The sequence below is a fragment of the Corticibacter populi genome, assembly GCF_004217315.1.
Lineage (GTDB): Bacteria > Pseudomonadota > Gammaproteobacteria > Burkholderiales > Burkholderiaceae_C > Lampropedia > Lampropedia populi.
Genome location: NZ_SGWR01000003.1, coordinates 340,771 through 362,838, shown reverse-complemented (window position 1 = coordinate 362,838; position 22,068 = coordinate 340,771). Strand labels below are relative to the sequence as shown.

General features: G+C 60.4%; 22 protein-coding genes, 1 other RNA gene and 1 pseudogene. 14 read left to right on the top strand and 10 right to left on the bottom strand.

All coding sequences use genetic code 11. The annotated features are described in order from the left end of the window. Position 1: 1 nt before the first annotated feature. The 3 genes from EV687_RS12575 to gyrA are packed head-to-tail and all read right to left on the bottom strand — an operon-like array spanning position 2 to position 4,131. Entirely contained in the window at positions 2-799 is a 798-nt protein-coding gene (locus EV687_RS12575; RefSeq protein WP_122228124.1) for an alpha/beta fold hydrolase, read from the bottom strand. A 1-nt stretch (position 800) separates the two neighbouring features. Continuing rightward, entirely contained in the window at positions 801-1,424 is a 624-nt protein-coding gene (locus EV687_RS12570; RefSeq protein WP_122228126.1) for an FMN-binding negative transcriptional regulator, read from the bottom strand. Positions 1,425-1,440: 16 nt separating this feature from the next. Continuing rightward, the gene (gyrA, locus tag EV687_RS12565; protein WP_122228965.1) at positions 1,441-4,131 is read right to left on the bottom strand and encodes a DNA gyrase subunit A; all 2,691 of its coding nucleotides are present in this window, start codon (positions 4,129-4,131) and stop codon (positions 1,441-1,443) included. Positions 4,132-4,378: 247 nt separating this feature from the next. On the opposite strand from gyrA, the gene ompA reads away from it, so the two are divergent. The 4 genes from ompA to ssrA all read left to right on the top strand — a co-directional run bounded on the left by ompA (position 4,379) and on the right by ssrA (position 6,898). Beyond that, positions 4,379-5,020 carry an outer membrane protein OmpA gene (gene ompA, locus EV687_RS12560; RefSeq protein WP_122228129.1) on the top strand — a complete coding sequence of 214 codons (642 nt, stop codon included), beginning with the start codon at positions 4,379-4,381 and terminating at the stop codon, positions 5,018-5,020. A 105-nt stretch (positions 5,021-5,125) separates the two neighbouring features. Next, a complete protein-coding gene (gene ubiG, locus EV687_RS12555) occupies positions 5,126-5,836 on the top strand; it encodes a bifunctional 2-polyprenyl-6-hydroxyphenol methylase/3-demethylubiquinol 3-O-methyltransferase UbiG (protein ID WP_122228132.1) in 711 nt (236 codons plus the stop codon). Further along, the gene (gph, locus tag EV687_RS12550) at positions 5,833-6,507 is read left to right on the top strand and encodes a phosphoglycolate phosphatase (protein WP_122228135.1); all 675 of its coding nucleotides are present in this window, start codon (positions 5,833-5,835) and stop codon (positions 6,505-6,507) included. The genes ubiG and gph overlap by 4 nt, the downstream gene beginning before the upstream one ends. A gap of 14 nt (positions 6,508-6,521) precedes the next feature. Then, positions 6,522-6,898, top strand: a transfer-messenger RNA (tmRNA) gene (gene ssrA, locus EV687_RS12545). A gap of 307 nt (positions 6,899-7,205) precedes the next feature. On the opposite strand, the gene EV687_RS12540 is transcribed toward ssrA, so the two are convergent. The 5 genes and pseudogenes from EV687_RS12540 to EV687_RS12520 all read right to left on the bottom strand — a co-directional run bounded on the left by EV687_RS12540 (position 7,206) and on the right by EV687_RS12520 (position 10,062). Further along, positions 7,206-7,679: a hypothetical protein gene (locus tag EV687_RS12540; RefSeq protein WP_122228138.1), complete on the bottom strand. Its 474-nt coding sequence runs from the start codon at positions 7,677-7,679 to the stop codon at positions 7,206-7,208. Beyond that, positions 7,676-8,047 (bottom strand): site-specific recombinase resolvase, encoded by a 372-nt coding sequence (locus EV687_RS12535; protein ID WP_122228141.1) that lies wholly within the window; start codon positions 8,045-8,047, stop codon positions 7,676-7,678. Before EV687_RS12535 ends, EV687_RS12540 begins: the two co-directional genes overlap by 4 nt. Beyond that, positions 8,047-9,425, bottom strand: a pseudogene (locus EV687_RS12530) (recombinase family protein). Before EV687_RS12530 ends, EV687_RS12535 begins: the two are co-directional and overlap by 1 nt. Next, positions 9,422-9,871 (bottom strand): DUF2924 domain-containing protein, encoded by a 450-nt coding sequence (locus EV687_RS12525; protein WP_049246955.1) that lies wholly within the window; start codon positions 9,869-9,871, stop codon positions 9,422-9,424. The pseudogene EV687_RS12530 and the gene EV687_RS12525 overlap by 4 nt, the downstream one beginning before the upstream one ends. Continuing rightward, positions 9,871-10,062 (bottom strand): hypothetical protein, encoded by a 192-nt coding sequence (locus EV687_RS12520; RefSeq protein WP_122228144.1) that lies wholly within the window; start codon positions 10,060-10,062, stop codon positions 9,871-9,873. Before EV687_RS12520 ends, EV687_RS12525 begins: the two co-directional genes overlap by 1 nt. Positions 10,063-10,241: 179 nt before the next feature. Here EV687_RS12520 and EV687_RS12515 point away from each other — a divergent pair, with 179 nt between their 5' ends. The 10 genes from EV687_RS12515 to EV687_RS12470 all read left to right on the top strand — a co-directional run bounded on the left by EV687_RS12515 (position 10,242) and on the right by EV687_RS12470 (position 18,968). Beyond that, positions 10,242-10,520 carry a helix-turn-helix domain-containing protein gene (locus EV687_RS12515; RefSeq protein WP_122228147.1) on the top strand — a complete coding sequence of 93 codons (279 nt, stop codon included), beginning with the start codon at positions 10,242-10,244 and terminating at the stop codon, positions 10,518-10,520. Further along, positions 10,521-11,333, top strand: coding sequence for a M78 family metallopeptidase domain-containing protein (locus EV687_RS12510; protein ID WP_122228150.1), 813 nt, complete (start codon positions 10,521-10,523; stop codon positions 11,331-11,333). A 102-nt stretch (positions 11,334-11,435) separates the two neighbouring features. Further along, a complete protein-coding gene (locus EV687_RS12505; protein WP_122228153.1) occupies positions 11,436-12,860 on the top strand; it encodes a hypothetical protein in 1,425 nt (474 codons plus the stop codon). Between the two features lie 11 nt (positions 12,861-12,871). Further along, entirely contained in the window at positions 12,872-13,804 is a 933-nt protein-coding gene (locus tag EV687_RS12500; RefSeq protein ID WP_122228156.1) for a hypothetical protein, read from the top strand. Beyond that, on the top strand, positions 13,801-16,023 hold the full coding sequence (locus EV687_RS12495; RefSeq protein WP_122228159.1) for a phage tail protein: 2,223 nt from the start codon (positions 13,801-13,803) through the stop codon (positions 16,021-16,023). The genes EV687_RS12500 and EV687_RS12495 overlap by 4 nt, the downstream gene beginning before the upstream one ends. Before the next feature lies 1 nt (position 16,024). Then, positions 16,025-16,378: a DUF2793 domain-containing protein gene (locus tag EV687_RS12490; RefSeq protein WP_122228162.1), complete on the top strand. Its 354-nt coding sequence runs from the start codon at positions 16,025-16,027 to the stop codon at positions 16,376-16,378. A 66-nt stretch (positions 16,379-16,444) separates the two neighbouring features. Next, entirely contained in the window at positions 16,445-16,744 is a 300-nt protein-coding gene (locus tag EV687_RS12485) for a DUF6127 family protein (RefSeq protein ID WP_122228165.1), read from the top strand. Further along, complete coding sequence (locus EV687_RS12480; protein WP_122228168.1) at positions 16,741-17,217, top strand: hypothetical protein; 477 nt, start codon at positions 16,741-16,743, stop codon at positions 17,215-17,217. The genes EV687_RS12485 and EV687_RS12480 overlap by 4 nt, the downstream gene beginning before the upstream one ends. Continuing rightward, positions 17,214-17,681: a lysozyme gene (locus EV687_RS12475; protein WP_122228171.1), complete on the top strand. Its 468-nt coding sequence runs from the start codon at positions 17,214-17,216 to the stop codon at positions 17,679-17,681. The genes EV687_RS12480 and EV687_RS12475 overlap by 4 nt, the downstream gene beginning before the upstream one ends. A 72-nt stretch (positions 17,682-17,753) precedes the next feature. Further along, the gene (locus tag EV687_RS12470; protein ID WP_130466508.1) at positions 17,754-18,968 is read left to right on the top strand and encodes a hypothetical protein; all 1,215 of its coding nucleotides are present in this window, start codon (positions 17,754-17,756) and stop codon (positions 18,966-18,968) included. Here EV687_RS12470 and EV687_RS12465 read toward each other — a convergent pair. Both EV687_RS12465 and EV687_RS12460 read right to left on the bottom strand, forming a co-directional pair. Then, a complete protein-coding gene (locus EV687_RS12465; RefSeq protein ID WP_130466507.1) occupies positions 18,863-21,466 on the bottom strand; it encodes an Eco57I restriction-modification methylase domain-containing protein in 2,604 nt (867 codons plus the stop codon). The two genes, EV687_RS12470 and EV687_RS12465, sit on opposite strands and share 106 nt — an antisense overlap. A gap of 35 nt (positions 21,467-21,501) precedes the next feature. Continuing rightward, positions 21,502-21,762: a hypothetical protein gene (locus EV687_RS12460; protein ID WP_122228180.1), complete on the bottom strand. Its 261-nt coding sequence runs from the start codon at positions 21,760-21,762 to the stop codon at positions 21,502-21,504. Between the last annotated feature and the right edge of the window lie 306 nt (positions 21,763-22,068).

Below are 22,068 nucleotides of genomic sequence, written 5' to 3'. Positions count from 1 at the left end.
TTCAATGGCCGTCCGCACGGCGGACGGGATCGTTCAGGAAAGCGTTGACGGCGGCCAGGAACACCGCCGTCGCCTCGTCGTGGGCCGCATGGCCGACGAATGGAATGTTGAGAAAGCCGCTGTCGGCGATGCGCGCGCGCAAGGCCACCGCTTCGTCCAGCGACAGGAAGGGATCGGCATCGCCACGCACCAGCAGCGTCGGCGCGCTGATCTGCCGCACCGTCTCACCGGGATAGCCGGCATCGGACCAGTCCAGCCAAACTGCCTTGACGGCTGCGAGCAGCGCATCGAAATCAGGCTCTGGATTGTGCGCCTCGTAGCTGGCAACGGCATCGGGAAACAGGGACTGCCAGCCCTCGCGCGTCAGCCCTTGCAGCAGCGGAATGGAGGGGTCATCGGCACCGCGCAGGCGCCATTGCGAGCCCAGCGTCACCAGCAGGCGCACACGCTCGGGTGAGGCCGCCGCAAGTCGGTAACCGACGATGCCGCCATCGCTGAAGCCCAGCACGCCGGCACTGACAATGCCGATCTGGTCCAGCACGGCCAGCACGTCGGCCTGGTACTGCGCATAGCACAGCGGCGCGCTGCCACGGGTGGAACGGCCATGGCCGCGCAGCTCCAGCCCGATCAGCCGCAGTGACTGCGGCAGGCCATCGATGATGGCATCGAAGTCCTGCACACCGCCCAGCCCGCCATGCAACAGCAACAGCGGCGCACCGGCAGGATTGCCGGCCTCCACCACGAACAGCCGGGCGTCGCCCACCGCCAGATGGCGGCCCTGGTTCAGGTCGAATGGCATGTCAGAACGCTCCCTTGCTTTGAACCAATGCCGCCATGTCCTGGGCAGCGGCCTGCCCGGTCGCCCGCAACCCTTGGTAGACGCCCGCCTGGTTCTTCTCCGGCTGGTTCTGGCTGACTTTGTATTTGCCGATCAATCGACGGATCGGAATTTCGATACCAACGATCGCCCGCAACTGCTTTTCAACGTAGTCCTGCGGCGCATCGGCCACCTGCCAGCGCTCGGCGAAGGCGGTTTCACTGTGGTCGGTCAACGACTCCAGCTGCTGCAACAACCAGGCCGGATCGTGGATGGTGCGCAGCGGGCCATAAGCGTGCGCCACGGCATAGTTCCACGTCGGCACGGCCTTGGTTGGATACCAGGACGGCGTGATGTAGGCCTGTGGGCCATGAAAAATGGCCAGCACCTCGGCTTCTTGCGGATGCTCGTGCCAGAGCGGGTTCGCCTTGGCCACATGGCCGCGCAGAACGCCCGACCCATCTCCCTCCTGCGACAGGTGCAGCGGAATATGGTTGGCCTCGATACCGCCCGGCGACAGCGTCACCAAGGTCGCCAAAGGCTGCGCACGCATCAACTGGTGGAGCACATCCACCTCGGACTCATCGAACTTCGCTGGTACGTGCATGCCCCCCCCTGTCCGATCACTCGTCCTGCGCGGGCGCCGGACCATCGGCGCCGGGCACCTCGGGAGCAGCGGCGACATCCCCAACCACGTCGGCTTCACCGGCGGCACCATTCGCGTCGTTCTCGACGATGCGTTGCAGGCCGATCAGCTTGGCGCCTTCATCCAGCGCGATCAGCGTCACGCCCTGAGTGGCACGGCCAAGCTCGCGAATCTCGGCCACGCGGGTCCGTACCAGCACACCGGTGTCGGTGATCAGCATGATCTCGTCATCGGGGCTGACCAGCGTGGCGGCCACCACCTTGCCGTTGCGCTCGGACTGCTGGATGGCGATCATGCCCTTGGTGCCGCGGCCGTGGCGGGTGTACTCGGCAATCGCCGTGCGCTTGCCATAGCCGTTCTCGGTGGCGGTGAGCACGCTCTGGCTGCTCGGGTCGCCCTCGGCCTCGGCCACCAGCATGGCGATCACGCTTTGCGTGTCTTCCAGGTTCATGCCGCGCACGCCACGCGCGTTGCGGCCCATCGGACGCACGTCGTTTTCGTCGAAACGCACGGCCTTGCCATTGTCGGCAAACAGCATCACGTCGTGCTTGCCGTCGGTCAGCGCCGCGCCGATCAGGTAATCACCATCATCCAGGCCGACGGCGATGATGCCGGCCTTGCGCGGGTTGCTGAATTCATTCAGCGCGGTTTTCTTCACCGTGCCCTTGGCAGTGGCCATGAAGATGTACTGGTCCTGCGGAAAGGTGCGGGCCTCGCCGGTCAGCGGCAGCACCACGGTGATCTTCTCGCCCTCGGCCAGCGGGAACATGTTGACGATGGGGCGTCCGCGCGAGCCGCGCGAGCCCGCCGGCACTTCCCAGACCTTGAGCCAGTACAGGCGGCCGCGATCGGAGAAACACAGGATGTAGTCGTGCGTGTTGGCGATGAAGAGCTGATCGATCCAGTCGTCTTCCTTGGTCGCCGTGGCCTGCTTGCCGCGTCCGCCGCGCTTTTGCGAGCGGTATTCGCTCAAGGGCTGGCTCTTGATGTAGCCGGTGTGGCTGAGCGTGACGACCATGTCGGTGGGCGTGATCAGGTCCTCGGTGGAGAGATCCTGCGCGCTGTACTCGATCTCGCTGCGGCGCGCGCCCAGCTTGGTGTCGCCATATTCGGTCTTGATGGCCGTCAGTTCCTCGCCGATGATGGTGGCCACGCGCGCAGGCCGCGCCAGGATGTCCAGCAGATCCTCGATCTGCGTCATCACGTCCTTGTACTCGGAGACGATCTTGTCCTGCTCCAGCCCCGTCAGGCGCGAGAGGCGCATGGCCAGGATCTCGGTCGCCTGCGTATCCGAGAGGCGGTAGAGGCCGTCGTGGCCCAGGCCGTACTGCTTGCCCAGCGTCTCGGGGCGGTAGTCGTCGGCATTGACCACGCTGCCGTCCTCGCGGGCGCGGGTGAGCATCTGGCGCACGATCTGGCTGTCCCAGCTGCGCGCCATCAACTCGGCCTTGGCAACCGGCGGCGTGGGCGATTCGCGAATGATGCGGATGAATTCGTCGATGTTGGCCAGCGCCACCGCCAGGCCTTCGAGCACGTGGCCACGCTCGCGGGCCTTGCGCAATTCGAAGATGGTGCGGCGGGTCACCACCTCGCGGCGGTGCTGCAGGAACACCACCAGCAGGTCCTTCAGATTGCACAGGCGCGGCTGGCCGTCGATCAGCGCCACCATGTTGACGCCAAAGGTGTCTTGCAGCTGCGTCTGCTTGTAGAGGTTGTTGAGTACCACCTCGGCCACTTCGCCGCGCTTGAGCTCGATCACCAGGCGCATGCCGGACTTGTCCGATTCGTCCTGGATGTGGCTGATGCCTTCGAGCTTCTTCTCGTGCACCAGCTCGGCCATGCGCTCCTGCAGCGTCTTCTTGTTGACCTGGTAGGGCAGCTCATCAACGATGATGGCCTGGCGCTGGCCCCGGTCGATGTCCTCGAAGTGCACCTTGGCGCGCATCACCACCCGACCGCGTCCGGTGCGGTAGCCATCCTTGACGCCGTTCATGCCGTAAATGATGCCGCCGGTAGGAAAGTCCGGCGCCGGGATGAACTCCATCAGCTCGTCGATGTCCGCATCGGGCTTGTGCAGCAGGTGCAGGCAGGCGTTGATGGTCTCCGTCAGGTTGTGCGGCGGGATATTGGTGGCCATGCCCACCGCGATGCCCGCCGAGCCATTGACCAGCAAGTTCGGAAAGCGCGCTGGCAACACCAGCGGCTCCTGCTCGGAGCCGTCGTAGTTCGGCCCGAAATCCACTGTTTCCTTGTCGATGTCGGCCAGCAGCTCATGCGCTATTTTCGTGAGGCGCACCTCGGTATAGCGCATCGCCGCCGCGTTGTCGCCATCGACCGAGCCGAAGTTGCCTTGGCCATCGACCAGCATGTGACGCAGCGAAAACGGCTGCGCCATGCGCACGATGGTGTCGTAGATCGCACTGTCGCCATGCGGGTGGTACTTACCCATGACGTCACCGACGATACGCGCGCTCTTGCGGAACGGCCGGTTCCAGTCGTTGTTCTGCTCATGCATGCCGTACATCACGCGCCGGTGCACGGGCTTGAGGCCATCACGCGCATCCGGCAGCGCCCGCCCGACGATCACGCTCATCGCATAATCGAGGTAGCTGCGGCGCATCTCCTCCTCGAGGCTGACGGGCAGGGTTTCTTTCGCGAATTCGGTCATGGCATTCATGGCCCCGCTCAATGGGCATGCATAAGATGGAATCGCACATTGTATCGCTGCCGCAGGATGTCGCTATCTAGCAACAACCGGCCCCAGATTCTCGCAATGCGGAACTGTCCGACAAGGTTCCGGTGGCAATCCGCCCATTCGCTATGGCACAATGAGTCCAGCGTTTTTAGTGATGGTCACTGATAGCGTCCCTTTTTTCGCAGCGCGGCTGCGGCCCTTTTCCCCAAAGAGGAGAACCATGAAGAAACTCAACAAAGTGGCGGTTTTGTTTGCCTCTGCTGCACTCGCAACAGCCGCTAGCGCTCAAATCAAGGCTGCCGACGGTGGCAACAAGATCGACAACTGGCAAAACGGCACCAGCGAGCTGGTCTGGAAGAACGGCACCAACGAACTGTGCTGGCGCAATGCCACCTGGACGCCTGCCACTGCAGCCGAAAACTGCGACGGCGCCCTGCAAAAGGTTGCCGAAGTCGCTCCTCCGGCCCCGCCTGCTGCCGTCGTCCCCGAAGCACCTCCTGTCGTCCCGACCAAGGAAACCTTCTCCGCCGACGCATTCTTCGACTTCGACAAGGCTGTGCTGAAGCCCGAAGGCCGCGCCAAGCTGGACGAACTGGCCAGCCGCGTCCAGAACATCGACCTGGAAGTCATCATCGCCGTCGGCCATACCGACTCCACCGGTCCTGAAGCCTACAACCAAGGCCTGTCCGAGCGTCGTGCTCAGGCCGTCAAGGCCTATCTGGTCAACAAGGGCATCGACCAGAACCGTATCTACACCGAAGGCAAGGGCGAACTCGAGCCCGTCGCTTCGAACGCCACTCGTGCAGGCCGCGCGCAAAACCGTCGCGTGGAAATCGAAGTGGTTGGCACCGCCAAGCGCTGATCGATTGCTCGGCTCCATCCGGAGCCATCTGCACAAAGCCCCTCTCGAGGGGCTTTTTTGTTGCCTTCGCCATGACCTACGGGCGGCTCTTGCCATAATCCCTCCATGAACGACAAACTCAACGCCGACCACGCCGAACTCAAGAAGTTCTCCGACCTAGCCCACAAGTGGTGGGACAGGAACAGCGAGTTTCGCCCGCTGCACGAGATCAATCCACTGCGTCTGGAGTGGGTCGACCAACACTGCGGGCTGCTGGGCAAGAAGGTGGTGGACGTCGGCTGCGGCGGTGGCATCCTGGCTGACGCCATGGCCCGCAAGGGTACCGCGCAGGTGCTCGGCATTGACCTGGCCGAGAAGTCGCTCAAGGTCGCGCAGCTGCACGCACTGGAAGCCCAGACCCCGAACATCGGCTACCGTGCCATCAGCGTCGAGGCGCTGGCCAGCGAGCAGCCCGCCAGTTTCGACGTGGTGACCTGCATGGAGATGCTCGAGCACGTGCCTGACCCTGCCTCGGTCGTGCAGGCTTGCCAGCGCCTGGTGCGCCCCGGCGGCTGGGTGTTCTTCTCGACCATCAACCGCAATCCGAAATCCTGGCTGCTGGCCATCGTTGGCGCCGAGTACATGCTGCGCATGTTGCCTCGCGGAACCCATGAGTTCGCCAAGTTCATCACCCCCAGCGAACTGGCCCACTTCATCCGCGACGCGGGGCTGGAACTACAGGACAGCCGCGGCCTGCACTACAACCCCATCAGCCGACGCTACTGGCTCAGCGCCAATACCGACGTCAACTACATGCTGGCCGCGCGCAGACCATGAAGCCTCCTTTCTGGCCACCCCGGGCGGTTCTGTTCGACCTCGACGGCACCCTCATCGACAGCGCGGCCGAACTGGCCCTGGCGGTCAACCGCATGCGTCAGGCACGTGGTCAAGCCGCACTGCCCATCTCCGAATACCGGCCGTTCGTCGGCAGCGGCGCTCGCGGCCTGCTGCCCATCGGCTTGGGCGTCCGTCCCGAGGACGCCACCTTCCCGGCCTTGCGCGAGGAGTTCTTCGACACCTACGAAGCCTGCATCGGCTCCGCCACGCAACCGTTCGATGGCGTCGCCACCACGCTGCAACAGTTGGAGACGCAAGGCATTCGCTGGGGCATCGTCACCAACAAGATCGAACGCTTTGCCAGGCCGATCGCCGCCCGGACCCCGGCCTTTGCCGGTTGCGGCGCCCTGGTCGGCGGCGACACCACCGCCCACGCCAAACCGCATCCCGAACCCCTGCTGGAAGCCGCCCGTCGCTTGGGAATCGCGCCGGAGCACTGTATCTACGTGGGTGACGACCGGCGCGACATGCAGGCCGGTCGGAGCGCCGGCATGGGAACCGTGGCCGCACTGTACGGATACATTGCCACCGACGAGGATGTCGGCACTTGGCCAGCCGACTGGCGCATTCAATCACCGCTGGAACTATCCCGATTGTTGGGAATCGAATAGAATGTTCAATCTTTGGGGCTGTCCTGGTTTCGACGTGGGTACGGATCTGGAGTGGCGCATGCCGAGCTTGAATCACGCTCGTAAATCTCGGTTCGAAAAACTAACTGCAAACGACGATCGTTTCGCACTCGCCGCTTAAACCCGGTGAGACTTGCAACAGCACGCTAATGGGCTGGGCAACAAGGCCGCAAGGTCATGAAGCTGCAAGTTAATTCACATTAGCTGGTTGGCTGTCGGGCATCTTGACCGCCAATGAGATCCAAGGGTGCTGGCCTTCGATGCAGCGTGTGGCTGCGCGGCATCAAGGGCGAGATCAAAACAGACCACTAAGCATGTAGAACTGCCTGGCAAAGGCTTGCGGACGCGGGTTCAACTCCCGCCAGCTCCACCAATACCTAAAATCCCAACCCTTATCGGTTGGGATTTTTTTTGCCCATTCCCCCAGCGTTGGTGCGGCTCCCGGGCTTGGTCTCGCGAGCGCCACCCCTGCGAAGTCGGCGTTTTCGCCCTCGCTGACGCCTCTCTGTTCTCCGTTTTCTCTGGTGGCCACGCGAGCGTTCTCGAGGCCACTTCCTTTGCTGGCGCGGGTTTAGAGGCGGTCGGTTGTGGTTGGCAACTCCTGTAGCGGTGGCGACCGAGCGCTGCGCGGGCACAAAAAAACCGCCCACAGGCGGTTGCTGGCGCTGGGCGCGACGCGCTCACCCGGGTGGCGCGAGCACCCGCATCTGGTCGCCCCACGCGTTGGGCCAGGGGCGGCGCATCACCTTCTCCAGCACGGCGTCAGGCGAACCCGCCAGCCGTTCCACGACCTCCGGGGCCAGGAGTGTCAACCGCATGACCCGGCGCACCTGCGTCACGTCCATGCCTTCGGCCTCGGCAATCTCGGCCACCGACGCCGCCCGCTGCTCGTCCAGCAGGCGTTGCCAGTGGTGCGCCAGTCCGAGCGCCCGCATCAACGCGGTGTCCTGCGCAGCCGACCGCACCTCGCGCTCTCGGGTGGCCTCGGACAGGAATTCCTGCGGCGCGTCCAAGGGCGTTATGACCTGCTTCTTCAACCCCCGCTTCACCAATGTCCAGGGAACGAAGGTTTCAAGCTGCACGCCGCCTGCCGGGCTCGGCAGTTGATAAGTGACCGGATCACCCTTGAACCGGCCACGGTGCTTCTTGCTCATGCGTCCTCCTCAAAGCGCTTCACGATCTGGCGTTGCGCCTCCCAATCCACCGGCAGCGGGTTGCGTTGGAACCAGATAAGGTTCATCCGGCGCGGCTGCCGCCCATTCATCAGCATTTCGAGGATGTCGGGTGCGAGCAGGCTAAGGCGCATCAGTTCGTTGGTGACCGAGGGGTGTAAGCCTTCGGCCCGGGCGATCTCCGAGCCACTCTTCATCTCGCCGGTGTCCACGAGGTGCTGCCAGTAGAAACCGCGTGCCACCCCCTCCAGCAGCGTCACATCGTGGACGAGGCGGTCGTCGGCGGCCACGCGCCGCGCGCCCCGGCGGCGGAATGTCAGTGGCACGAAGGTTTCCAGGGTGTCGTCCATCAGGCCTCAACCTCCACCAGTTCCGCGCCGATGCCTCTCGGGGCGAACTCACCGATCAGGGCGTCCCAGCCCAACTCCCGCCACTTCACCTTGATGCCCTGCACCTCGCCAACGTGGACGAGATCGACGCGCTCGATCATCAGGTTGGCGATGCGGTGGCGCTCGACCGGGAACAACTGATCCCACACGTCGTTGAGCCGTCCCATCGCCATCACCGTGGTGGCTTCATCGACTTGTCCCCCGTTGCGCTGGATGTGGCGCACCACCGATGCGATGGACTCCGGGCTGGTCAGTACCGTGCGGATCTGGGCCACCACTGCCGCCTCAATCTCCGGTGCCGGCAGGCGTTCATAGCTCTTGCCCGGTGCGCCGAAACGGCTTTCCGACTTGGACACGTAGTAGTGGTACTTGCGCCCGTTCTTGCGCGAGTAGGTCGGGTACATCCGTTCCCCCGAGGGGGCGTACAGCAGGCCGCGCAGCAAAGCGTCGGTGCGCGATCGGATCTTGGTTTCCACCGACCGGGCGTGCCCATCCCTGGCCAGCACCGCGTGAACCTTGTCCCACAGTTCACGGTCGATGATCGGCGGGTGAGCGCCGGGGTACCAGTTCCCCTTGTGCGACAACTCCCCCAGGTAGATGCGGTTGCGCAGCAGCTTGTGCAGGTACTTCTTGTCAATGCGCGTGCCGCTGCGGGTCTGGCCCTCCTGCGTCGTCCAGGCCTTGGTCGTGATGCCGTCGGCGGTCAGATTGACGGCGATCTGCGTCGGAGAGCCGATGGTCAGCATCTCCTCGAAGATGCTGCGCACCACCGCCGCCTCGGTTTCATTGATGACCAGCAGGCGGTTGTCGACGTCGTAGCCCAGGGGCGGGACCCCGCCCATCCACATCCCCTTGCGCTTGGCGGCGGCGATCTTGTCGCGGATGCGCTCGCCGGTGACCTCGCGCTCAAACTGGGCGAAGGACAGCAGGACGTTGAGCATCAACCGACCCATCGAAGTGGTGGTGTTGAACTGCTGGGTGACCGACACAAGGACACCCCGTGGCGTTCGAACACTTCGACCATCTTGGAGAAGTCGGCCAAGCTACGCGTCAGGCGGTCGATCTTGTAGACCACCACGATGTCGATCTGGCCGCGCTCGATGTCCGCCATTAGGCGTTTCAGACCGGGCCGATCCGTGTTGCCGCCGGAGAAGCCAGGGTCGTCGTAGTCGTCAGCCACCGGAATCTAACCCTCGGATCGCTGGCTGGCGACGTAGGCGTGGCCAGCCTCCTTCTGGGCGTCGATAGAGTTGAACTCCTGGTCAAGCCGTTCATCCGAGGACACCCGGCAGTAGACGGCGCAACGCTTGCGGGCCTTGGTGCTGGCGATCTCGCTCATCGCGCACCTCCCTTGCTCAGGCCAAAGAACAGCGGCCCAGACCAGTGCGCGCCCGTGATGTGGCGGGCCACCGCCGTCAGGCTCTTAAAGTTGCGCCCCTGGTACTCGAACAGCCCCTCGGCGGTGACCGTCACCCGGTGCTCGCGCTCGCCCCATTCGCGCAGCAGGATCGTGCCCGGCGCGAAATCGAACTCGCGCGGCTTGGCCCGCAGCTTGATCTTGGAGTGCTTCGCGCCGATGGCTTCCAGGCGCTGCTTGGTCTCAGGCGCGAGGCCACCGAAGGCCTCCTCCTGCAGCTTGTAGGCGATCCGGGACTCGACGTGGGTGCGGTTGGGGTAGTCCGGACGGCGTGGGAAATACCGATCCCAGACTGTCCAGAGCTCGGACATCGGCAGGCAGGCCAGCTCCGCGATCCGCGCGGCGACGGATGCTTGTTTCTCGTTCATCACAACTTCTCCTCTTGATAGGGGGTTGTATGAACGCGCTGGTCGGGCAGGAAGCCAAGGCCAACTGCTCTCTGTTTTGGCTCATCCGCGACGAGTGTGCGAACGATGCCGGCCGCAAGGATGGCGGTGATTTCACCAGCGCGGGCGCTGGCGCTCATCTCCGTGGGAGATGCGAGTTCGAGGTTCTTCATGACGGCTCCGAGGAATTGCAACCGTCAGGGATAGTGAGCCTGATCTTCCGAAGCGGATGGCAACGCAGGGTAATCAAGCCCGCCCGCAATGTATTTTTTGCGCGTTAACGAAACGGTTGACAGCATGACCCTTGGCTCTTACCATCCTCGTTAACTAATCACGCAATCAGGTCACCGTCATGCCCTTTGGAGCATTCATCCGCAAGACGCGCGAAGAGAAAGGCATTCAGATGAATGACTTTGCGCGTCAGCTGGAAATATCACCCGCCTACTGGTCTCGCATCGAGCGCGACATGGAGAAGCCGCCCAAGGACGAGCTGATCCGCAAGGCGGCAGAGATCCTCGGTATCAGTGCCGACGACGCCTTCGTTGAGGCCAGTCGTCTGCCCCCCGACATCCGCGATGATGTTGGCAACCTGGTTCGGATGTACCGCCGGAACGTGACGGAGAAAAAGTGAATGGCGGTACTGACTCTCGACTACCGGTGCTGCGACCGGAAACGCCCCCTGTACATCAAGCACACTGAGGTCGAGCGCATCGCCGCGACGGCGCGCCAGCAGCTGGTCGCGGACAGCATCGACGCCGTTTCTTTCGACGCGCTGCGGCAGATCTCCGGCCTGAAGATCAACGGCATCGACTTCGCGCTGGAGGTCAGCACCGACTACGCCGTGCATGACGAGCAAGGCAACCACGTCTTCGGTGTCTGTGAATTTGACCCCGCAATGCCCGACGCCGCGATGGTGTCCGTCTCGCCCGTGGGTGAAAGTCTCAGCGAACTGCTGGCCCTCAGCACCTTGGCCCACGAACTGGGCCACGCCGTGTTCGACGCCCCCGGCTGGGTTGTTCAGGGCAGCAAGGGCCCTGGGTTGTTCGATGACTTCGAACCAACGCTGCAACGTGCCTACCGCACCACGACGCCGGACAGCGACCACCTGTCCAAGTCACTATCTGCGAAGCCAACGACGGAAGAACACTTCGCCGAGCTGCGTGCCAACGAGTTCATGGGCTCCTTGCTCGTGCCGCGCCAGCGCATCATCGCCGCCGTAGAAGAGCTTGCGCCCGAGCACGACATCACCATCCATCGCCATCCCTCCACAGATCCCGACCACCCCGGCACGGCTCTACACATCCAAGCGGACGGCGACATGGGCGTCTTCGACATGGAACGCTTCGAGAAAGCCTTGGCCGCGCGCTTCGGCGTCAATCGCCGGTTCATCCAAGTTCGCCTCAATCGCTACGGCCTCACGGGTCAGGAGGCCTCGATGCGCTGACCACCATCCAACCCCCCCGTCGAGCCGACTTCGCGTCGGCATTTTTTGAATCATCCGATTAACTGTTCGCGCAATCGCGCACTTTGTCAAAGGAACTTGCCCATGCCAGCAGACCAAGCCTCAACCACAAAGAAAAACACCAACGCGGCGGCGAGCCAGCCTGCGCCGAAACGTGCGCGCGAGCATCGATCTGATGACGGCGCAAAAATCCTCCCGAACGCAGAGAACTTCGTCAGCCTCGTGCGTAAGGTCGCGCGCCCCGGGCTCCTGGTTGATCTGCTCGAGCGCGCCAGCGCAACGGCATTGCCGGAGTTGCAGGCATTGGCGGAAGCGGCCAAGGGCAAGTTGCCAGTCGAGTCGCGTCAGGCGTTCTTTCATGCTGTTGGCAAATTGCCGGCGGCCGCCCAGTACAGCATCGAGTGTGCTGCCGAGCGAGTGATGCTCCTCGACGATGACTACGGGGCACAGGCCGTCCTCTCTGTGCTCAACGAGGATCGTGCTGACGATGCCGCTGTGCTGGCTGTGCCCAGCGATCGCTACAGCCGCGCGTTGTACCTACACATCTTGCAGGACTTCCCGGTGCAAGGCGCTCGACGCGACGAACGCTTCGACCAGGCAGAGCATCTGCAAGTCATGCATCGCCAGTGGAAAAGCGACCACTACTCTAGCCACTACCTGGGCCCCAAGGGCGTCGTGCCGAAGACTGGGGTCGACGTTCAAGAGGTGTTGCGCACACGAATTGCCGAACTGTTCCCGAAGGTGCCGAAGGATCAAATCCTGATCGAGCAATTCACACGCCGCGATCTTTCATGCGAACAGGGTGATGACGATGATTGCGAAGCCGGTCAGTCGGCGCTGTTGCACACGCTGACGGCGACCTTCAATGGCAAGACTGCGACGTTCCAGCAAGTGACGAATGGGCATGTCGTCGACCACGAGGAACCCGCCGCGATGTCGGCACGCTTTTCGTGGGAGCCGGAGACTGGATCACTCAGCGTGTTCTGCGAAGAACGGGAGGCGCGGCGCGAGCTGGCCACCGTCTTCCGCGACGTCGCGCTGGCGCACGAAGGCCAGATCGAGGACATGCCCATGCGGCAGTTCGACCTGCTCGGCTTTGCGACCTCCAAGATGCTCGATCGACTCAAACGTGACCGGGTCGCAGGTATCGACGACATCTCGATCCTGCAGATCACCGTGGCCAAGCCGTTCGAGCAGACCTCAGAGTACGGCGGACGTGATGTGGTGCGGCAACTCTCCAGCAAGATGCAAATCACCCGTGACCGGCGCGACGGCCGCAACATCTATCAGGTTGCTTATGAGGACTACTGCGCCGAAGACCTGAGCCAGTACGCGCTCGTGCAGGTGAAGTTGGTCATGAGGATGTCCAAGACGCCGCACCGCAAGGCGCACAACGTCGCTGTCCAGATCACCGCGCCGAACGGGCTGAACGACAAGAGCAGGACGGACGACGACCGCAAGCGCGTGCAGGAACAGCTCATCAAGATCGGCGTGCTGAGCCAGTTCTGAGGAGGACGCCGATGACGTCGCCGCATCTGAACTTCTTCCTCGCGCTGGACAACCTTCCGCGGCTCGATGCATCAGTGCTGGCCGACAGGCTCGGGCGGGACTATCGGCAGTTTCTTCAGCGGCGTTGGATCGTACCCGCAGGCTATCTCACCCATGTGATGGTGCCGTTTCTCGATTCCGAACAGGAAGTCGAGGTCGATGTCGATGAGGACGCCGGTCGCTACAGCTACTGCAGTCCGCTGAACGGCAGAACCGTAGTCCAACCGCTGGCGGGGATTGCCCTCTATTCCATCCAGATGGATTCGTGGCTGGCGGACCTGTCGGCGCTGATCGGAATTGAGGATAGGCGACGCTCCAGCAACATCTGCCGCACACCGAATCACCTGTGGCATCTCGGTGAGCTGCGTCTGGCTGGTACACACGAGTTCGCGCCGGTGTTCGTGGGCCGAGCATGGTCACGCGCGCCGCAGGACAAAACTTCCGCTGTCCTTTCCGACGCGGTATGGCCTCGTGGAGGAATCATTCTCTGCCCCCGGAGACTCGATGCCTTACTTCCCCTTGACCACGCCATTCGCGGCCTCGACGAGTTCGTGCGCATTGTCGATGGCGCAGATGCGTTCGACACCAATGCCTTTGATCGTGTCCTGCGCGGCTACGTCACCAACGTGGGTGAGGCCGAGCCAGTGCAGTTCTTCAATGGCAAGCGGCTCAAGCTCCCGCACATGACCTCGTCTATCGACCTCACCGAAGCGCGCGCCAAGATCATCAAGCTGATGTGGGGGACCGAAGGAAGTGCCCAGCCCGTGATGTCGTGGAAAGAGGTGAACGGTGCCGTCACCGTCAACACCGGCGTCCAATCCTTCGACGATGCCTTCGGCGACAAGGTTGCGCGTGAGGAGGTGATTGAGCTGGTTTCGCGCACGAATGAGGGAGCCAAGGCATGAGCGGCGGCGGCAAAGGCAGCAAGAGCGTCACGGTCGGCTACCGCTACTACGCAGGGATGCATCTGGCGCTGTGCCACGGGCCGGTCGATTCGCTGAACAGGATCGTGGTCGGCGAGCGCACGGCGTGGTCGGGATCGATGACGTCCAGCGGCCAGATCGCCATCAATCAGCCCGACCTGTTCGGCGGCGACGACCGCGAGGGCGGCATCGTCGGCGCCGTCGATCTGGTGATGGGCAATGCCGCGGACGGTCAGAACGACTACCTCGCCTCCAAGCTCGGCACCAACGTACCGGCCTTCCGGGGAGTGGTATCGCTGGTGTTGCGTCAGCCGCAACTGTCGGCGATGAACCCCTACATCAAGCCGTGGAGCGCCGAGCTCACGCGGATCATCCGGAGATCCGACGGTTCGCCGCAGTGGTATTCGGACAAGGCCGCCATTGCCGGTGACATGAATCCGGCGCACATCATTTACGAGTGCCTGACCGACAGGACCTGGGGCCGGGGCTACAGCTCGGCCGAGATCGACGACGCCTCATTCCGCGCCGCTGCCGACACGCTCTACGCCGAGAGCTTCGGCCTCTCGATCCTGTGGGATCAGCAGCAAGACATCGAGGCTTTCATCGAGCGCATCCTGCAGCACATCGACGGCTCGATCTACGTGAGCCCGCGCACGGGGCTATTCACGCTCAAGCTGACCCGCGACGACTACGATCCGGCGACGCTGCTGGAGCTGAACCAGACCAACGTGATCCGGCTGGAGTCTTTCGAGCGCACCTTGCCGGAGGAGCTGATCAATCAGGTCACGCTGTCCTATCACGACCGCACGACTGACAAGAGCGTCTCGATCTCTGTGCAGGACATCGCCGGCATCGAACGGTCCCTGGGCGAAATCAAGGATGCCAAGGTCAGCTACGAGGGCGTGGCCAATGGTGCTCTGGCTGCGCGCCTGGCGATGCGGGATTTGCGGCAGCTGTCGTCCACCCTGGCGAAGATCACGCTGGTCGCCAACCGCACGGCCGCCAGCCTCAACATCGGCGACGTGTTCAGGTTCTCCTGGCCCGAGCTGCGGATCGAGCAGTTGATCCTTCGGGTCGCGCAGATCAGCTACGGGACGCTGGCCGACGGCCGGGTGCGGATCACCTGCGTCGAGGACGTGTTCGGGTTGCCCGATACCGTCTATCTCGCACCCGCCGAGAGCGGCTGGGTCGATCCCCGGCAAGCGCCCATCGCTGCGAACTTCGTGTCGGTGAGCGAACTGCCGTACTGGACGATTGTTCATGAGATGACGGGCGAGTCGGCTGCCGCGTTGGCCGAGATCGATCCGAATGGCGGGTTCCTGTCCGTCTCAGCCGTTCGGCCCTCGGATGCGGCGATCAACTACGCGGTGCTGACGCGGCAGGGATCAGCGGCCTTCGAGAAGACCGGCGTTGGTGATTTCATCCCATCCTGCGTGCTGGCCAATGACATCGGACAAACCGAGACGGTGCTGAACGTGCTCTACGGGGTCGATCTCGACCTGGTCACGCTGGACACCTACGCGCTGCTCGATGGCGAGCTGGTCGCCGTGAAGTCGGTTAATGTGGCCGCCGGCACCGTGACGGTGGATCGGGGCGTGCTGGACACGGTGCCGGCGAAGCATTCGGGCGGCGCCCGGCTGTACTTCGTCGAGGGCGGACAGTTCTACAACACGACCCAGTACCTGAGCGGTGAGACGGTGCATTCCAAGGTACTGCCTGCCACCGGGGTGGGCGTTCTGGCAGAGGCTTCCGCGCCGACGATCAGCTACACGTTCGCCAAGCGGCAGATCCGTCCCTATCCGCCCGGCAAGTTCCGGGTCAACAACCTCGACTACAGCGCGAGCTACATCACCGGGGAGGTGACGGTCAGCTGGGCGCACCGCAGCCGGTTGCTGCAGACCGCCTATCTGGTGACGCAGGGGGAATCGAATATCGGTCCGGAGACCGGTACGACCTACACCGTGCGGATCTATGGCGAGGCGGGAACACTCAAGCACACGGAAACGGGGCTGACCGGCACGAGCTGGACCTATCCGATGGCCACCGAGATCGCCGAGAGCGGCCTGAATCGTCCGAACGAGAAACTGACTGTCAAGGTCGAGGCGGTACGCGACGGCTACACCAGCTGGCAGGCCCAGCAAATCGAGATCCCCGAGTGCCGGGGCTACGGCATGTTCTACGGTGCAACCTACGGAGAATGACATGGCTGCAATGCAAGGCCCGAACCTGGGCGTGAATTACGGGTGGACCGCCCGCGAATCGGGCTGGAATGCGGGGATGGATGCGAACTTGAAACTGCTCGATGCCGTACTGCAACTGTCGGTGAAGTCGCGTGCGCAAGCCACGCCGCCGGCCTCGCCCGCCAACGGCGACCGCTACATCGTGGCACCCGGACCCACTGGCGCCTGGGCCGGAAAGGCCGGCCAGATCGCCGTGCGCATCGAGGCGGGATGGTCTTTCTTCGTGCCGAAGGTTGGCTGGACCTGCTTCATCGAGGACGAGAGTGTGCTCTCGGCCTACAAAGCCGCGGGCTGGAGCCCTGGCCTCGCCATCTGACCATTTACTTTCGCCACCCCATGAAACCCGCCCTCGAGGCGGGTTTCGCGTTTCTGGAGATCGCCAATGACCGATTCCGAAAAACCTGCCTTCGTCGAGAACATGCTCCTGCTGCGCAAAGAGGACTTCGACGAGTTGCTCGCCCACGCCGCCGAACGTGGCGCCGAGCGTGTCCTGTCCCACCTGGGCCTGGAAAACGGCCACGCTGCACGGGATATCCGCGAACTGCGTGACCTGCTGGATGCGTGGCGCGATGCCCGCCGCACGGCGTGGCAGACCTTCGTGAGAGTGCTGACCACCGGCCTGCTGGCCGCGCTGCTGATTGGTGCCGCCATCAAGCTCAAGCTGATGGGAGGCCCGCAATGATCGAGACCTTGCTTGGTGGCCTCCTCGGCGGGGCCTTCCGTCTCGCGCCCGAAATCCTCAAGTGGCTCGACCGCAAGGGCGAGCGCGGCCATGAACTGGCGATGCAGGACAAGGCGCTGGAGTTCGAGAAAATTCGCGGCGCGCAACGGATGGCCGAAATCGGCGCGAGTGCCGAGGCCGCCTGGAACGTCGGTGCCGTCGAAGCGCTGCGCGACGCCGTCCGCACCCAAGGCGAAAAGACTGGCGTGCGCTGGGCCGATGCGCTGTCGTGCAGCGTGCGTCCCGTCATCACCTACTGGTTCATGGCGCTCTACTGCGCCGCCAAGACGGCAGCATTCGTGGCCGCCGTGATCGCTGGCGCGGGCTGGAGTGTAGCCATTCTGCACGCCTGGACGGAAGCCGATCAAGCGCTGTGGGCCGGGGTGCTGAACTTCTGGTTCCTCGGGCGCGTGTTTGACCGGGTGCGACCGTGATTGAGGTGCCGAAAACGGCCATCGAGCTGGCCAAACGCTTCGAGGGATTCGAGCGCAGGGTGAAACGCGGCAGCGAGATCACCGCCGTTCCCTACATCTGTCCTGCAGGCTTCTGGACGATTGGGTACGGCCATCTCTGCGACCCCAAGCACCCGCCGATCACGGAGGCAGAAGGCGAGGACTATCTGGCGCGCGATCTACAGGCGGCACTGGGGGCGACGCTGCGCTACTGCCCGGTGTTGGCCTCCGAGCCGGAGGGTCGGCTCGCAGCCATCGTGGACTTCACCTTCAACCTCGGAGCTGGGCGGTTGCAGACCTCGACGCTGCGGCGGCGAGTCAATCAACGGGACTGGATCGCGGCCGGGCAAGAGCTGCGGCGTTGGGTCTATGGGGGTGGAAAAGTGTTACGGGGGCTTGTTACCCGACGCCAAGTTGAGGCTTGGGCTCTTCTCAGTTCGACGTAGTTCTGGTAAGCAATAGACACTCCTGAGATAATTCTGTCAAGCAAACCAGATGCACCCAGGAGTAGCGCAAGCATGAGAAAAGAATATGGACGAATCAACAATCTCTCTGAGGAGTTTTGGTATCACGTTGCCCAGCAAAACGAGCTACCACTTGCTGTTAATCAGACAGCAGATCAGGAAATTGGCACTCTAAACATTCTTGCCGATTCAGTAAAAACAAAAACGGTAGATGAGCTTGCAGATCAACTCGCAAGCGAAATTATTAGAGACTCACGACTTGTCGAGCTTCTTAGGACACTCATAAGCGTCTCCGACAAGCGGCTATATTTGGATCTAAGCTACCAATTCTCCCGTCTACCGCACCCCAAAATACCTGGCAAGACATTGTGTGGTTGCGCACCGGAGGCATTAACCCGTCATTCGACTTCCTTTTTTCTAAATCAAATCAAGAAATCTCAGCACCGAGACGAAAATATTAGAGCGGCTGCTCAGGCATCCGCAGAAGCAGTTGCCAAATACTTCTTGGAAAAAGGTTTGGCCTCAATGCTTCAGTTCTATTCCGGACTGACGGAGAAAGATCGAGATCTTCTGGTGCGACATTTGATTATGCCTGGAGAAATCCAACAGGCAGAGGCAAAGCTCCGTGGTCACGGAATCGAGCAAAGTCTGGCTATGCTCCTGAAAGCAATAGGATGTCAAATGATTCCGGAGGGTAAAAGCGAGAACCCAATGGGATCGCATGACCCCAACATTGACCCTGAGACCATGCAGATAAACGAGAGAAATCCCGAAACGACATTTAGTACCGACTTAGTGCTTCTTGGCGAGAATGGGTTGCCTAGAGCCTTCGTTGTTGGTCTCATTCACACATCTGATCCAGGTCAATTTGGCGTCGATAAATCGAGCACCGTTGTGACCATCCGTAGGCAAGTGGAGGCTTTCAATGCTTCTCAGCAACAAAGAAGTGTAGAGCTGTGGGGCCTAGTGGATGGAGTTGGATACAGCGAGAACAAAACTGGCACCATAGACAAGATGATGCCAGCGCTGCACTGCATGGTGCAGAACCACTCACTATACAAGGCTGCCCTGCGTGCGCATTCGCTTGGACTGACAGAAATCAGAGGGATAGCATTGGATCCTGAGTTTTATTCAGCCCAAGCGATGGATTACATGCTGCGCAGCTACGTGCCGCAAGATGTCAAGACTATAGACTGGTCTTCGGCAGCTGCTGACGATGAAGTAGTAGTCATGGCGGGGCGAGCCAAGCTACTTGTTTCTGCGTCTTGAAGTCTGTCAACGAGAATGCCTAGCATTGCTGATCTTGCCTCAGTAAGCCCATCAGTGTAGTGGCCGTCTCTGCAGAGAGCGGCCATTTCTTGATGGATGGCATTAGCAGAATCAAAGCTTGGGATATGTATGTCCTCAATTACGTGAACCGAGACTTGAGTGCCCACAATTCGGCGCTCGATTTCTCGCTTCACTTTTGGGGAACTCAGGAACGCACACACAAAGTAGGCTTCGTTTTCGCTGGAAAAAGCAATCGAAATTAGTTTTTCTTGAAGCACCGTTGCTTTGCTTCCCCCGCAAATATCTGATGGTCCAATTACCGCACAGTAAAAGTCCTTTGAAATATATCGCCAAGCAACTTTGTAGGGGGCAAACGTATACTCGCCGACTCGCAGCATGGCGTAATAACCTTCTGCCACATTTGCTCTATCAAGTGCGGTAAGGCTTGCTCTCGTTCGTAGCATCTCCTCGTGCTGAGACAAGTACGAAATTGTCTTCGGCGCTTGGAGGGTAAGCACACTTGGCGATATCGGCTTGATGCGAGTTTCAACGGTGTGAGGTAACAGGATGCCTTGCTCTATAGGGCGACAGACTTTCCACTGCTTGACGTCGCGCCCCTTTGCAAACGGATAAAGGTGGTCGCGTTCAGCGAGAAAGCGTTGTTTATCAACTTTAATCTTCGCTCGCTCAGTATCATTCTCAAGGAGGACAAGATCCCCATCTTGACCCAGTACTCGAACGTAATAAACCGCATTTGCTCCACCGGTGAAAACCCCAGTACGTGCTCGGTACGTTCTACCTTCCCTCTTGAAGTGAGTGATTTCTTCTGACTCTTCAAAGAGCGCCCAATTGGATGTAGAGTCGGATTGATCAGATGGTGCCGCCCATAGATTTTTGTAGGTACCAAAGGATTCTCCCTTTCCCTTTTCTGGAACGAACCGCAGGTATCGAACCGGGTACTTTGTTGGTTCATCACTCAAGGTGCAGAAAAAGGCTGCGGTCCGGTTCTTTGCATCGCCAAAAGCCACGTAATCGCTAAAGTCTGTAGTTTTATCAACATGGAAGTAAATGCCGCTCTGGCCGAGTTGGAATCTACGGAAGCCCTTTGAGTTTTTCCTGGATTGGAACAACGCTTGAGGGAGTAATAGCCCTACCTTCGTTGCTTTTTTGCCGAACCTGAGGCATGCGGAGTAAGTTGCAAGGACGCTCAAATCCTCTTTGCTGAAGGCTCTATCTCTGCCTGACATCGCGAACAGCCCTAACGGCGGCCACGACGGAAGTATTAATTTCTTATATTCGGGATCAAGATTTTCCCAATTTACCCATGGCGGATTTCCAACAATGAAATCGAAAGCCCCAAAATTTTCCAAACGCACGGTCTCAAGTACCGAGAGACGCTGTAACTCTTGATCTTCAGTGCAGCCACCGTCAGCAAACCATGCATGAAGTGGGGTGTGCACGTCACTCCATTGATGGCCGTCAAAATGCGCAATCGCTGTGCCCTCCTCAAAAATGCTTGATTTGCTAGCGTGTTCGGTAGCGCATTGGACTCGAAAGAGACCCATTAGGAGAGTTCTTTCGGATAGCGGAAGACCTGCAGAAATCTTCTCCGAGATGAATCCCTCATCTACGAAAACTGAATCAGCCCATACGACATTCTCTTTATCGGAAACTCCACCCCTGAGCAATCCGCAAATTGCAGCATGCAGATATCTCGAGATGACATAAGATCCGAGGTTTTTTTCAATTCCGTAAATCCGATCTGCAAAGGCATTGCCAAGCATTTCTTTCGAACTATCACTGCATTCAATGATCCGAAGCCCCTCTGCTAACAGCGCGGAGAAAAAAGCCCCCAATCCGCAATTTGGCTCGAGCAGTGTTTTCTCCGAAGATGTAAAGACCTCATGAGCTGCGACATTATTAATTACGTACTTACACAAATCTGGCGGCGACAAATAGGCGCCAAGCGTATGGCGAATGGACTTTGGAATTAGCGTATGGTAAATATTTCTTAGAGGGTCATTTGAAAGCAGATTAAGAAGTTCATCTTGATCGACTTTCAGTAATTCTTTTTTCAGTTCGGAAGAGGCCTCTAAAGTAGAGGTCAAGGGCTCAGACTCCCACCACTCAAAGATCCGCGACGCTGCATTTGAAGCAATACCAGACTTAACTGCCGAACAACATAGCTCTTTCGCGATAAAAACTATCGCCGTTTCGACAATAAATATAAATTGGTATGGATCAGCTTCACTCCTGGTGCCAAGTACGCCTTCAAATGCATCCATCGCCACTTCTTTCTTGCGCCCGATCTCACCATTACTGGCAATCCAATATTTTTTCCAAGCCTGGAAACTTCTGAGTCTTGATGTGCTTTTCTCTTTTTGCAACTCCTCGCAGAACGCTTTGATGCCTGCAAGAAGCACCTGTTCTAGGCGCGGGGACGAGTTCGCAATAAGAGTGCATGCACTACGTTTCGATGTGTTTATTTTGTGTTTCATTGATAAATTCTCTGTACTGACGGCGTTGTATGAGGCTACTTCTTCTTGCTGTTAGCAAGGGAATCTTTGCTGCCCATATTAGTGCGCGTGTCAGGGGTGTGGCTTTCCGGGGGGGCCGTCACTTCGGTCAACGATATGCAAGGATCGTCAGCTTTGTTACCCGATAGATAAACCTGTGCGTTTCGCAAAAACCATTCCTTCAAAGTGGACCCATCGCGAACCAGTGCTGCGTACAGTTCACGCTTCACATCTGGGTCAACCTCGATGACGATTCTTCCGCTGCTGCCAATGCTCATGGTGGGGGGTGCCGTGACAATGTAATGTGATGAATGTTACATTACATCAATTGGTGCCGGAGGCCAAGGTCAATCTGGGCTTCTGCCAATGATGGAGGCGGATGACTGGCGGTTGGGAGTCACATCGTCCGGTGCTTTCTGCTAATGAACGTCATTGAGGGTGCTATGGCTCGCTATTCAGAACACGACACAAGCAAGATCTACCAAGGAGCTGACACCTTCCGAGCTAACTGCCTTCTACGCGACAGCACATTGCTCTTAGAAGACGCATCCATCTGGCGCCCGGACATCTTGGATCGCATCCGC